General features: G+C 44.9%; 11 protein-coding genes and 1 tRNA gene. 4 read left to right on the top strand and 8 right to left on the bottom strand.

What is annotated here, in order from left to right; all coding sequences use genetic code 11:
* Positions 1 to 117: 117 nt before the first annotated feature.
* Positions 118 to 202, top strand: a tRNA-Tyr gene (locus AACT19_RS09205).
* Between the two features lie 687 nt (positions 203 to 889).
* Here the strand turns inward: AACT19_RS09205 and AACT19_RS09200 are convergent.
* Positions 890 to 1,798, bottom strand: coding sequence for a Tim44 domain-containing protein (locus AACT19_RS09200; RefSeq protein ID WP_076646040.1), 909 nt, complete (start codon positions 1,796 to 1,798; stop codon positions 890 to 892).
* Between the two features lie 196 nt (positions 1,799 to 1,994).
* On the opposite strand from AACT19_RS09200, the gene AACT19_RS09195 reads away from it, so the two are divergent.
* The 3 genes from AACT19_RS09195 (at position 1,995) to AACT19_RS09185 (ending at position 5,544) form a co-directional block, all read left to right on the top strand.
* Positions 1,995 to 2,585: a TetR/AcrR family transcriptional regulator gene (locus AACT19_RS09195; RefSeq protein WP_004736110.1), complete on the top strand. Its 591-nt coding sequence runs from the start codon at positions 1,995 to 1,997 to the stop codon at positions 2,583 to 2,585.
* A gap of 17 nt (positions 2,586 to 2,602) precedes the next feature.
* On the top strand, positions 2,603 to 4,477 hold the full coding sequence (locus AACT19_RS09190; protein WP_076646039.1) for an MFS transporter: 1,875 nt from the start codon (positions 2,603 to 2,605) through the stop codon (positions 4,475 to 4,477).
* A 146-nt stretch (positions 4,478 to 4,623) separates the two neighbouring features.
* Positions 4,624 to 5,544 (top strand): YeiH family protein, encoded by a 921-nt coding sequence (locus AACT19_RS09185; protein ID WP_004736106.1) that lies wholly within the window; start codon positions 4,624 to 4,626, stop codon positions 5,542 to 5,544.
* 133 nt (positions 5,545 to 5,677) lie between these two features.
* Here AACT19_RS09185 and AACT19_RS09180 read toward each other — a convergent pair whose 3' ends face one another.
* The 7 genes from AACT19_RS09180 to AACT19_RS09150 form a co-directional block, all read right to left on the bottom strand.
* Positions 5,678 to 5,845 carry a hypothetical protein gene (locus tag AACT19_RS09180; protein WP_004736103.1) on the bottom strand — a complete coding sequence of 56 codons (168 nt, stop codon included), beginning with the start codon at positions 5,843 to 5,845 and terminating at the stop codon, positions 5,678 to 5,680.
* 165 nt (positions 5,846 to 6,010) lie between these two features.
* On the bottom strand, positions 6,011 to 7,447 hold the full coding sequence (gene menE / locus AACT19_RS09175) for an o-succinylbenzoate--CoA ligase (RefSeq protein ID WP_076646038.1): 1,437 nt from the start codon (positions 7,445 to 7,447) through the stop codon (positions 6,011 to 6,013).
* A gap of 52 nt (positions 7,448 to 7,499) precedes the next feature.
* Positions 7,500 to 8,507 carry an o-succinylbenzoate synthase gene (gene menC, locus AACT19_RS09170; protein ID WP_076646037.1) on the bottom strand — a complete coding sequence of 336 codons (1,008 nt, stop codon included), beginning with the start codon at positions 8,505 to 8,507 and terminating at the stop codon, positions 7,500 to 7,502.
* A gap of 75 nt (positions 8,508 to 8,582) precedes the next feature.
* Positions 8,583 to 9,449, bottom strand: a complete 867-nt coding sequence (gene menB / locus AACT19_RS09165) for a 1,4-dihydroxy-2-naphthoyl-CoA synthase (protein WP_029222208.1) — start codon at positions 9,447 to 9,449, stop codon at positions 8,583 to 8,585.
* Between the two features lie 101 nt (positions 9,450 to 9,550).
* Positions 9,551 to 10,351 (bottom strand): 2-succinyl-6-hydroxy-2,4-cyclohexadiene-1-carboxylate synthase, encoded by an 801-nt coding sequence (gene menH, locus AACT19_RS09160; RefSeq protein ID WP_017091509.1) that lies wholly within the window; start codon positions 10,349 to 10,351, stop codon positions 9,551 to 9,553.
* A gap of 9 nt (positions 10,352 to 10,360) precedes the next feature.
* On the bottom strand, positions 10,361 to 12,085 hold the full coding sequence (gene menD, locus AACT19_RS09155) for a 2-succinyl-5-enolpyruvyl-6-hydroxy-3-cyclohexene-1-carboxylic-acid synthase (protein ID WP_076646036.1): 1,725 nt from the start codon (positions 12,083 to 12,085) through the stop codon (positions 10,361 to 10,363).
* Positions 12,082 to 13,389: an isochorismate synthase gene (locus AACT19_RS09150; RefSeq protein WP_004736095.1), complete on the bottom strand. Its 1,308-nt coding sequence runs from the start codon at positions 13,387 to 13,389 to the stop codon at positions 12,082 to 12,084. The genes menD and AACT19_RS09150 overlap by 4 nt, the downstream gene beginning before the upstream one ends.
* Positions 13,390 to 13,592: the final 203 nt, after the last annotated feature.

The following is a 13,592-nucleotide window of genomic DNA, read 5'->3' as shown; positions in this document are numbered from 1 at the left end:
CGTCTCCCTCCACCATATTCTTCTTACCTCTTTTGAGAGTTAAGAGAACAACCTAGTTGATGGGCTTATGGGAAAACATCAATTTAGGCTTACTTTGTGAAGAGTAAGACACACCCTGGAGGGGTTCCCGAGTGGCCAAAGGGAGCAGACTGTAAATCTGCCGGCACTGCCTTCGATGGTTCGAATCCGTCTCCCTCCACCATATTCTCCTTAATTGGATAATCGAAAAGCCAACTCATTGAGTTGGCTTTTTTCGTTTCCGAGCTTTATATCTTTCTAAACGTATCTTGCTGAACCTATCTTTCTAAACACGGCCCTAACGAACTAAACGCCAACCCACACTACAGCAAAAAAGACTAAGCGAACTAGCCCATTCAAACATCAGTGATCCCATACTTCAGCATGACGATCACAAACCAGATAAGCAGCGCTGCCTAAACAATTGGTCGATACATATACTTCGCATTCATGCAATTATCTGTTTCTGCTGCAAACTAATCTCAGGCTCCAATACGGGTTCAAAGAACTTTGTCATTATTCATAAAATCCGAATAAAATTAGTTAGTTAGTTAGTTAGTTAGTTAGTTAGTTAGTTAGGCTAATCCAATCTTTGAATAAGATACACCTCTTAATATTTGTCGTGATGACACTCTTCCTCTACTCATGTTACTTGTCTGTTCCACATGTTTCGTCATATTGGTATTGCTCCGTGAACCTAAAACTCTCCCCCTCCCCAAAAAAAGCTCAAAGCCAATTTCCCAGCAGCAACTTACAGATGCATATCATTAGCAAACAGAAAAGCCCCTGCTGATTTCTCAGCAGGGGCTTTCAATTATTTGGTGTCATTCCGAATAACTACATCCTATTGATGTTGAGTTAAATATTGGAATTAGCCTTGAATACCAACAATTAACCAAGGTGCATTGTCAGTTGTTAGGTCACGCTCTAGGTGCCAGATATCAGTGATATCTTCTTCAACACCATCCGCTGTATCACGGTAACGACCGCTGAACTGAAGGCTTAGCTGTGCTTTGCTAACATCGTGGTCTGCACGAACGATTTCAGCATCAACGTACATTACGTCTGTGTGCTGATCACCGTCTAGCTTATTACGCTCAGCTTTTAGGTCTTCAAATAGGCTTGGAGATACGTATTCTTCAATCGTATTTAGCTCGTTGTGATTCCATGCACCTTGCAGTGTACGGTAGTGCTCACGAGAACCGTTGATGAATGCCGCTTGATCAAAGCCCGGTGGGTAGTTATGTGGAACATCGCTTTGTGCACCAAAACCGAAACCACCAGCAGCGCCTTGTGATTGAGGTTGTGCTTGCTCGAAGTTATGAACATTTGGCTGTTGCTTAGGTTGTTCAAACTTGTTCTGACCCATGCCGCCGAATGCTGGCTGTTGACCACGTGCATTCTGCTGATTCATTGAGCCCTGCTTCGCACCCAACATTCCGCGTAGGAATTTAAACGCTAGGAAAGCAATCAGACCCATAATCAGAATATCCATGAACTGGATACCTTCAAATGCGCCACCAAAGAATGCAGCTAAAAGACCACCAGCAAGTAAACCACCTAGCAGACCGCCCATAAGGCCTTTCTTGCTAGAGTTAGCTGCTGTGTTCTTACCCGTTTGATCTTGACGGATCGAATTCGTGTTTTGTTGTTTTGGTGCTGGAGCCGTTTTAAAGCTTTTGCCAAATGACTTACCACCACCAAACTTTTTCGCTTCCGCGATTGGCGTCACCGCGACTGTTACCAACAGGATCGCGACTAGTGAGAAAAATCGTTTCATTATTATCCTTTATAGGTTTTTTATCTTTCGACACCTTAATCATACTCGTTAACAAAGAACAATGAAATATTCACGGCGTTTACACATGTATCATAATATTGCGGCTATTAATTGATTACTAAACTAGCGAAGGGATTGACGGCACTCTGGGGCAGCATTAAAATATTGAACGATGTTCATTTAATAGAAAGTACCCATGGCAAGACGAAACGATCATACTCGCGAACAATTAGTGCAATTAACCTTAAAAACGGTGACCGACTTCTTAGAAGAGCACTCTTATCACGAGCTAAGTCTGCGTAAAATCGCCAATATGATTGGTTATGTTCCAAGTACCTTGGTGAATGTATTTGGCAACTACAACCTATTGCTATTGCATGTTGTTGCTCAAACATTAGATGAACTGGCGTCAGAATCTGCTGTAGCAGTTGAACAATCGAGCAATCCTCAGCAAGCTCTATTCAACCTTGCCTACTGCTACCACGATTTTGCACAAAAACACCCTCACCGTTGGCAGCTTATCTTTGAGCACAACATGAACGGTGAAAACCTTCCTGAATGGCAATCGAACCGTATCGATAGAATGACAGGTATGCTAGAGCAACTATTAATCGCGATTGCTCCTGAACATACTGAAAGCGAAGTCGTTAAAGCCAGCCGTGTATTATGGTCTGGAGTACATGGAATTACTCTACTTAGCGTTGATGATAAATTTTTCGCCTCTGAGCCTATCGATGGTAAAGAGTTGATCAATAACCTAGTCTCAAACTACTTAACCAACTGGTAATCATCCAAGGAAAGACAATGAACAACAGCAGCCAATCTTCGCTGTTAACGCAAAAAAGGTTCCTACCCTATTTTATTACCCAATTTCTGGGAGCCTTTAATGACAACATATTCAAAAATGTTCTGTTACTGTTTGTTGCTTTCGCAAGCGTAGACACGCTACCTATTTCCAGCAATTTATTTATTAATTTGGCCGCTGGCCTTTTTATTCTGCCCTTCTTCCTGTTTTCTGCTTTGGCTGGTGTGCTGGCAGACAAATACGAAAAATCATGGTTTATCCGTAAAGTTAAGCTTCTTGAAGTGGTGATAATGTCACTGGGTGCGGTCGGATTTATCTACGAAAGCTACGAAATATTACTACTGCTTTTGTTTTTGATGGGGACACAAAGTGCCTTCTTTGGCCCCGTTAAGTACGCCCTACTTCCGCAACAGTTAGAAACCAAAGAGCTTGTGTCCGGAAATGCTTTGGTTGAAACAGGCACATTCTTAGCCATCCTAATCGGTACTCTAGGTGCTGGTATTATTGCGTCAGAAGAAAGCGCAAAACTCATTGCTGCTGTGTGTATTGTTTCTTTCGCCGTACTCGGCTATGTATCAAGTTGCTTTATCCCAGAAGCGCCAAGTAACGCACCAGATCTGAAAGTAAAGTGGCAGCCAGTAAAGCTAACCCGCGCAACACTCGCTATTGCAAAAAAAGACCGCCCAACCTTTCAAGCACTGATGTCGATCAGCTGGTTCTGGTTCCTCGGTGCAGCTTACCTCACTCAGTTTCCCAACTTCACCAAGGTTTACCTAAACGGTACTGAAAGCGCTGTCGCGTTTTTGTTGGCATTGTTCTCGGTAGGCATTGCGATTGGCTCGTTGGCTTGCGATAAGTTATCTAATCACCGCATTGAAATCGGCATCGTGCCAATGGGCAGCCTGGGTATTTCGATCTTCGGCCTGTTGATGGCGATATCCATTCCAGAGTCTTTGCCTGACTTTAACTCTTTCCATCAGTTTGTGACGTATTCAGAACTATGGCCGCTGTTTGCTTATCTTCTACTACTGGGGATCTCTGGTGGTATTTTTATTGTTCCGCTTTACTCTCTAATGCAGCTACGGGCAAAGCCAAATGAGCGAGCTCAAGTAATCGCCGGGCTCAATATCTACAACTCGCTATTCATGGTCGGGAGCGCTGTTTTAGGTATTGTTTGCCTTAGTATTCTGGAGCTTTCAATTCCACAACTGTTTGTACTGCTCGCGATAGGAAACACTTTGGTTATGCTGTATCTGTTTTATCAGGTGCCTATTTACGCTTTCCGTTTCTTTACGTGGGTGGTCACTCACACCATGTACCGAGTTAAACATAAAAATTTACATCACCTGCCAGAAAAAGGCGGCGCATTGATCATCTGCAACCATGTGAGTTATATGGATGCATTATTGCTGAGCGCCGTTTGCCCTCGCTTGATCCGCTTTGTGATGGAAGAAGATTACACCAAGTTGCCGCCTATTCGACGTTTCTTGAAAAGAGCTGGGGTTATTCCAATCTCCGCAACCAACCGTAGCTCTATTCGAAATGCTTTTAAAGAAGTAGAACGCGCTCTGCATGAAGGCCACATCGTGTGTATTTTTCCAGAAGGAAAGCTAACCTCTGATGGTGAAGTCGCAGAGTTCATGCGTGGTATGGAGCTGATTATCAAACATTCTCCTGTGTCTGTCATTCCAATGGCTCTCAAAGGCCTATGGGGCAGCTACTTCAGTCGTTATAAAGGCAGTGCTTGCAAAGGGTTACCAACCCGCTTCTGGACCAAGTTAGAAATAGAAGCTGGCAAGCCAATACTCGCTAAAGATGCCTCATGCAAAACTCTTCGACAGTCAGTCTCAGACCTTCGCGGAACACTACGCTAGCTAACCAGCCCTTTATTCATATCGGCTGAACAAGCGTTAAGTTTTCCTTAACGTTTGTTCAATTCATTTAGACTTACTTATCATTTTATTGAACGTATAGTGGTCTCATTACAATAACGCGACAATACAACAAGACTCTAAATACAATGAACCTAAAAAAGTCTGCTCCATTTTATCTTGCTGCACTGTTTTGCTTAACACCTTGGGTAAGCTCACCGACAGCCCTGGTTATTGGCTTCCTGCTTGCTAGTTTAGGTTTAGTCCCTGAGCATCTAGAAGTAGGCAAACTCACAAAGAAGTTACTGGCCTACTCGATTGTCGGCTTAGGCTTTGGCATTCAGTTTGAAAAAGCATTGGCGGTAACAGGCGACGGTATTGGTTTAATTGTCACGACCATCATTGGTACGTTAGTCATTGGTTGGTTCTTAGCCAAACGAATGGGATTGGATCGCACCACGGGTTACCTAATCTCTTCAGGTACCGCTATTTGTGGTGGTAGCGCGATAGCAGCTGTGGCACCTGCGATTAAAGCGGACGATGAACAGATTGGCTTGGCGCTAGCTACGGTATTTGTGTTGAACTCGGTAGCTCTATTCTTATTCCCGATGATTGGCCACGCGCTTGAGTTAAGCCAACAAACATTTGGTACTTGGGCCGCCATTGCGATTCACGATACATCTTCTGTGGTAGGTGCAGCTTCGGCTTATGGTGAAGAAGCACTGACGACAGCGACAACATTGAAGCTCGCTCGTGCACTTTGGATCATCCCAATCGCTTTAGTCAGCGCGATGATCTTCAAGAACGATCAAAAGAAGATTACGATTCCTTACTTCATTTTCTTCTACTGCGCCGCCATTGCTATCAGTGACTTGCTGCCACAATTTGAGATGGTCTACCAAGGGATCTTTGATGTGTCCAAACGCGCGTTGGTTGTGTGTCTGTTCTTAATTGGCTGTGGTATTTCTGTAGAGAAGTTAAAAGCAGCAGGGCCGAAGCCATTGATGTTTGGTATTACGATGTGGACGATGATTTCGACGGGTTCTTTGGCGTGGTTAACTCTTGCTTAGTTCGCAAAGAAACGCTTTAACTGGTTGTTCGGTTACCTAGACACTCAGATTAGCGAGCAACAAAACAAAAAGGCAAAGCTCCAATGGGCTTTGCCTTTATCGTTTGTGGTAACGATATTCTTTGTTGCAACAATCACAAATCAAACAGGGGCTTATCACTCTTCTTGCTCTCTCTTTTCATTAAAACAAGTACCACAACCAACACAAATGCGGTGAGTTCAGCCAACGAGCGAGTCAACCCTGACGAAGTGACCGCTTGGCCTATCTGCAGTAAAACCGCAATGATGAGGGCAATTTTCATAATAAGACCTTATTCTATAATCCGTTATTTATAGGGCTTATTATGATGGATGGTTATAAAGATAATAAATTCTGTTTTGAACTATCTAATTGCTAAATTAACTAACCGCCTGACAACTTAGTCACCTAACAACTTCGCAAATAACGTCGAGGTAAGCGCTTACCTTTAACTCCTATGCTGAGACAACCAAGAGGCCAATCCAGCGCGTGAGACCTTAATACCCTGCTGTTCTTGCTTAGGCATTCGATAATACTCAACAGGAAATTTGAACCGCTCAAGACGTCCATTCAATTGCTCAGCAAACCACTCTTTGGTTGGCAAATCAGCACAATCCACAATAGCGACAGGTCGAAACCCGAACTCATCGTCTTCAATAGGAACAATAAACGCCTGATTAACCTCAGACAACTGATTGAGTGCTCGCTCAATCTCTTCGCAATGAATGTTCTCACCACCAGAAATAAACTGATTGTCGGCGCGACCAATAATCGACACTTGTTCACCAACCCACTCACCAAGATCTTTGCTATCGAACCAGCCGTTCTTATCAACTAATGGCGTTAATTTACCTTGGTGGTAATAACCGGAAGCGAGCGTATCGCCGCCAATAAAGATACGTTGTTCTTCAATTTTCAGCTGGCGATGGTTAAGGACAAAACCTGCAGTATTACTAGAATCAACGGGCTTCGCAGTCACTGTTGAAGCCGCTTCTGTCATGCCGTAGCCAAGCCATGTTTCGATACCCATTTGTTGAGCTTCAAGCCCAAGAGCCTCAGGTATATGGCTACCACCCAAAAGTACATGCGTTAAAGTAAGTGCTTGCTTACTCTTTAGTAATCGATGTAGCTGAGTAGAGACTAATGAAGCGTGACTGCACTCTTCTATATCAGCCTCAAGCTGACCTGTGCCTATCTTGATGCAGCCACCAGCCGCTAACCAACGATGAACTATCGCCAGCCCCGACACATGGTACATAGGTAAACTCAGTAACCAAGTGTCACCTTGTTGATAACGAAACACCTCAAGCAACCCGACCGCCGAGCATAAATGCTGCTCAAGCGTGTGAGCCACTGCTTTGGGATTTCCGGTAGAGCCAGAAGTGAATACGATGCTCGCTAGATTTTGCGGATTGAAGTTGGAGTCTTGAGATGTCGTTATCCGATTATCATCACCATCGACCTTCACTTCATTTAAGCAAGACAAGGTCACCAACTGAGTATTTAAATCGACAGTCTCTGATTGCTCTATCCCGCGACTGTCCAAAAGCCAAAGGTAGCTTTGTTGACCTGCTTGATATAAGGAATCGAGCTTTTGCTTCAGGCGTAAGCTAGGCTGAGGCATCGTAAACGCACAAACCACACCCAAATTGAGTGCGGCAAGGTAAACAGGGGTCACTTCAGCTTGATTCTTACCAACAATCGTCAGTACATCACCTTCAGATAGGCCTTGATGAGATAGCTGTTGTTGGTACTCACTCACTAGCACAGACACTTGCTGCCAAGTATAAGTGTGGTGAGTAGTAGTCACTAACGCTGTTTGATGTGGGTTTTGCTGCGCCCACTGTACCCAAAGCGGGTGATGATTAGATTGTGGGCGCATCATAAGATAACCAAATTATAGATTGAAAACGGTCTAAGCCAATCGAACGATCAGCCTAAGAAGACCAAATCAATTGTTGCTGTTCAAGAGTAGAAACCGGAAGCTGACAACCCGGCCAAGAAACCTCTAGCTGTTGCTGATACAAGCCAATTGTATCAAGTCCTGGAACTTCATTAGGCAAGTATTGTTGTGCTAATCGAGCAATCTGAGTTAAGCCAAGGCTCGACTCTATGCTTGAGCTTAATACAGGCTTAATGCCAAGTTGCTGTGCTCGCTCAATGATTGCCACACAACGCTCGACAGAACCAATAAGAGTTGGCTTGATCACGACAGCTTTAACACCAGTAAGGTCGCTAAGATCAAACTCTGGGCTTCGCACCGCTTCTTGCAATGTTTCATCCCATGCAATCGCTACGCCATGGTCAATGGCAAATGCCAAGCTGTCTTCTGGTTTTTGGCAAGGCTCTTCAATAAAGCTAATACGTTGACGCAGTGACGGCGCAATGTACTTGATAAACTGCTTAGCCTTTTCCGGCTTCCATGCACGGTTAGCATCAAGTCTTAAGGTTAAATCAGGGATCGACTCAAGGAATAAGCTGACAAGCATGCCATCACGAATCGCTTCGTAGAGACCGACTTTCACTTTCGCGACCTTCTCGCCTTTCATCTCATTCAGCACAGGGATCAATTCATCTGGGTCGCCTGTACACAACGGCGCAGCTTGGTAGTTACCTTCAGCGTTGAGTTCGCCTCGTAATTCCATCATCGCCATTGAAAAGCCGAAGGCAACAGAAGGATATAGCTCATCAAAAGGCGTTTGAGGGTTATTGTGGCTCCAAAGCTCTAATTCGTGTTGAAGCTGAATGCCAGCTTGTTCGGCATCTTCTTGGCTAAAACCTGGCAAAGGTGCGACTTCGCCAAAGCCAGTTTTACCATCACACTCTAGTTGGATGATATAGCCAACGCGTTCGTTCAACTTATTGTCACGAAGAATCACGCCACTATCCATAGGCAATTGATAACGGTAGAGTTTACCGTGACGCTGAGAATTCACTGAGTTCATAAAGTTTCCTAAAAAACGGGGAACATCAAAACAAAACGAGCCGCTATTAGCGACTCATTTTAAAGAAGAGAAAGACTATGGGTTACGCGGAAATTTGTCGAAATCAGGTCGACGCTTCTCGTTAAATGCGTTTCGGCCTTCTTGGCCTTCTTCTGTCATGTAGAACATCATGGTTGCGTTACCCGCCAACTCTTGTAGGCCGGCTTGGCCATCACAGTCTGCGTTCAGTGCAGCTTTCAAGCAACGCAGCGCCATTGGGCTATGTTGAAGCACTTCACGACACCAACGAACGGTCTCTTTTTCTAGGTCGGCAACAGGCACTACGGTGTTTACCAGGCCCATGTCCAATGCTTCTTGAGCATCGTAGAAACGACACAAGAACCAAATTTCACGTGCTTTCTTCTGACCAACGATACGAGCCATGTAAGAAGCACCCCAACCGCCATCGAATGAACCGACTTTAGGACCCGTCTGACCGAACTGAGCGTTTTCAGCTGCGATAGTAAGGTCCGCCATCATGTGAAGAACATGACCACCACCGACTGCCCAACCCGATACCGCTGCGATTACTGGTTTTGGACAAGTACGAATTTGACGTTGGAAATCAAGTACGTTCAAGTGGTGTGTACCTGAATCATCTTGGTAGCCGCCGTAGTCACCACGAATACTTTGGTCACCACCAGAACAGAACGCCTTCTCACCAAGACCCGTCAAAATGATTACGCCAACCTTCTCGTCATAACGAGCATCAGCCAGTGCATTGATCATCTCTTTTACGGTTTGTGGACGAAACGCATTGTGGACTTGAGGACGCGCAATCGTGATTTTCGCAATACCGTCGTCAGACTTGTGGTACTGAATATCTTCAAATTGACTGCTTTCATCGCTCCAGTTAACTGCCGCGTAAAGTTCTTCTTCTGTGATGCCTACTGTTTTAGCCATGGTGATTCCCATTGTTCTATTAGAGACCACGACTAACAAGTAGTCGTGACGGTGTTGCTCTGCTTTTGATAGTGCTTGAGACTAGAGATCCGCTCAGTCGATTAGCGACGACTGGCGATACATTGGATTATCAAGTTTGAAAACAACTCTGGTTGCTCAAAATGAACATTATGACCAGCGTAGTCGACCTGACTATATTCAAAGCCACTATTCTCAGCTAGCTCCATGAATTTACGATCTTTTTCTCCACACACATAATGCAATAAATGCTCATGAGATTTCAATGTGGCACGTAAATCCGGTTGCTTAGCTAACGAAGTAGATAACAACATATTTGCTACGGATACTCCAAGGTTACCACTACGCTTTATGACCAAAGTTTGTCTTTGCTCATGATTTAGTGAAGAAAAGACGCTTTGTTGATACCAATCGTCTAAAACATCTTCAATCGACTGCTGCGCAAAGCGAACAGCCCACTGCGTATCATGTACTAACCTCTGTGCTCTTTCTTCATCACATTCCAAGCCAAAGTTGCCACCTTCAATGATGACTTTCTCTAGGTTGAGCGTCTCAAAGCAAGGGCTTGTCACTCCATACATAGCGAGCCTTCCGCCCATAGAGTAGCCAATCACCACGATAGGATAATCAGCAGGAAGATCGTTTATCGCCAATTGAGCTGTGATGCACTGGACAATTTTCTTGCAGCAATGATCAAACCCTACCGGATCGATAAAGCGACTTTGTCCGTGTCCGGGTAAATCGATGCAAAGGAGAGGAAAATTCTCGAGGAATGGATGACATGCACTCCAATCATCCCCGCTTCCGAGTAAACCATGTAAAAAAACAAGCAAAGGTTTGTCGGAAGGTTCTTGTACAGCTGGGTAATAATTGGAGTAAAGCATGTAAAGTCCTTAGGCTAATGCCTCGGTGAGCATTGAACTGAATTGTTTCAGCAAAGTAGACGCTTGTTCGGGAGGCGTCTTAACTTCAACGAGCAAGGTACCCTGACCCTGTTCGAAATGTTGTTCGATAATCGTTTGATAGCAATTCAAAGTTTCTGGCGCCGCATAACCAAGTTGGAACTGCGCAGCAGCGTGTTCAAAACTGAAACCATGAGGCATTTGATAAAGTGACTGTTTTTGCTGCTCTGGTACCGGCAACAAGTCAAAGATCGCACCACCGTCATTGTTGGTCACAACAATAACCATCGGCGTTAAATTATGAGTCAGCAGAGCCAGTGAATTGAGGTCGTACAACAAAGAGGTATCACCAATCAACATCAACAAAGGATTCTGGTTGGATTTCACCACGCCCGCAGCCGTCGCCACCAAGCCATCAATGCCCGATGCACCACGGTTACTGTAAACTTGATTCGCAGATATTGATGACAGCATATCCACCAGCCTTACCATCAAGCTATTTCCCACAAATAGCTCTCTACCTTTAAGTCTAGACGACAAGTCAACGGCAACACTGAGTTCCGTCAATTGGTCATTGTTGGATATTTGCGCGAGGGCGAGTTGCTGAACAGTATTTGCGACCTCGATTAAAGGAGCCGCCCAACCTGCATGCTGGCCTAACAAGATGGGTAAATGCTGCTCTGACACCCATGACTCGATATCAGCAACGATATGGGTTTGAGGCAGATGATCTTGGTTGATTCGGTGCGTATCTGGTGACACAACAATACATTGTGATGAGCAGAATGATGATGCTTGCGACTTTATCCAATGATTAAGGCGCTTAGAAACAATGCGCTCACCGAACTGAAGGATAAAATCACATTGGTTAAGTTGTTCTTTCGCTACGTCACTCTGCATCCACAGATCATAATGTTTCCAATCACTTGTGACACCTGATTGAGGATCGCAAAAAACTGGCCAACCTAATGCAGTGGCAAACTGCTGAGCTTTTGTCGCTTGTTCAATATCTAGCGAACCGAGAATAACCACACCCTTACGTCCAAGATACTCACCTGGAGCAATAGGTTGTGTGTTCACTTGATTAGGTAAAAACGTTTGGCTGTAACAACCTCCTCCCGATTTCCACCCAGCGACACTGGATGTGTATTCCGCATACATTTCCGCGCTATTCGCAGAATATAGAGGTTCTGGGAACGGACAGTTGATATGAATCGCACCACCAACATTGCGTTGTTTCACTAGGGCGTGATCAACCGATGTCAGTAACCAATTCAGAGAAACTTGTGTACTAGGGCTTGGTAAGTTTAAAGCACTTTCAACATGGGAAGAAAAGATACCCTGTTGCTGAATCGCTTGATTGGCACCACAGTTGACCAAGTCGATGGGTCTATCAGAGGTCAGCAAGATCAGCTTCTCTCGTGTCAGCCCAGATTCAGCCGTCGCAGGAAGAAGGTTAGCGACAGCAGTACCAGAGGTAACAATCACGGCAACTGGCTTATCACTGGCTTTAGCTAAACCTAAAGCTAAGAACCCAAGACCACGCTCATCAAAGTGCGTGTGTAAGGTTAACTTGGGATTAGCTTCCGCTTCGAGAGTTAATGGTGTTGAGCGAGAGCCCGGTGCGACACAAACATGTTCAACACCGTTGCGTGCTAGCTCTTCAAGTAATGTGTGACTCCAAACTCTATTTAATACGGCTTGGTCGTGATTCATGACGCCACACCCAACGGCGGGTGATCCGAAATCAAGCTGAGTAAGGTCGACATCTTCTTGTTCAATTCTTGCCATTCATGCTCGGCAACCGATCCCGGCACGATCCCTGCGCCAGCAAACAGCTGTACTTGATCGTTTACAACTAGCGCACTTCGAATCGCGACACAAAACTCCGCTCTCTGATGACTGATATAGCCAACAGAACCTGCATACCAGCCTCGCGCAAACGGTTCGTGTTCAAGAATGAAATCCATCGCCTCTTTACGCGGTAAACCCGCCACCGCAGCAGTCGGCTGCAATGCAGCAAGCAACTGCACACCGTTAACGCCATTATTAAGCTGAGCGTGGATATTACGCTTAAGATGCTGCACCTTACGCAAGCGCACAAGACGCGTATCCTTTTCAACATGGACCGTTTGAGAATGAGGAGTGAGGCGCTCAATAATGTCGTCGACCACATACTGGTTCTCATTGAGATTTTTACTGTCTTGAGAAAGCCAGTTCGCTAACTCCATATCTTCTGTCGCGTTTTCTCCGCGACCAATGGTTCCCGCTAGAGCTTCAGTATCAAGCTCTGTCCCATATCGGCTATACAAACGCTCTGGCGTTGATCCAATAAAGCTATGTTTAGAATCCAATACCAACATAAAGTGAAAGCTGTGATGGTTTTGCAGGTAGCTGGCCTTGAGTAATTGAGCCGCGCAGATTGGCGCATCAAGCTGCAGTGTGGTTTTACGCGCTAAAACCACTTTCTTGTACTCTTCGTCGCTAATGCCCTGCAGCACTTTATCGACCAAATTACCCCACTGTTCTCGTTCTGGAACGTGGTTAATCTGTTCAATGTGCGCCGACAAAGGTGCCAATATCGCCGCTTCTACAGAAAGCTTATTCAAAGCATTAATGGAGGCAACGCGATCAGGAGACAAGTTAACCGCTAGCGACCAAGTGTCGTCAAAGCGGATTAATTCAACCTGAGGAAGGAAGAAAAACGATTCCATGCAACGACGGTTCTTTGCGGTATGCCCATCAAATGAACGTCCACCCCAAATTCGTTGGTCTTCACCAAGAATTGCGTACGCGGGAGCAGGATCAGAAAAAGTGTGCAGTTGACCGAGCGCGACAACCTCTTCACGAGTATCACGTGACTGCCAGTAGAACTTTGGAAAGAGCGGTTGAGCATGAAGCCATTCTATAAATGCAAACGATGGTTTTTGCGTTAGAACTTCAACACAACGAACTTCACTTGCTTGGGCATTTTGTACTCGCTCAATCAAAGCGGAGATAGTTTGCTGGAAATGTGACAAATCGACCTCGTTCACATCTAAATTATTATTATATTAGTTTGATACTTTATGGGCAGCACCCACTTAGATCAAGAATCTACTATATCTTTTGAACATTCCTGTGATTTTAAGCGATCCAGCCTCTTTATTCATCTTAGACAACAACAAAGAAAGCGATTAATTAAAATTTAGAAAAGAGTGACAACAAAAAGACCAAACGTGAC

It is taken from the genome of Vibrio sp. 10N.222.47.A9, assembly GCF_963872585.1.
Lineage (GTDB): Bacteria > Pseudomonadota > Gammaproteobacteria > Enterobacterales > Vibrionaceae > Vibrio > Vibrio splendidus.
The sequence above is the reverse complement of the archived record's forward strand: the minus strand, read 5'-3'. Positions and strand labels throughout refer to the sequence as shown.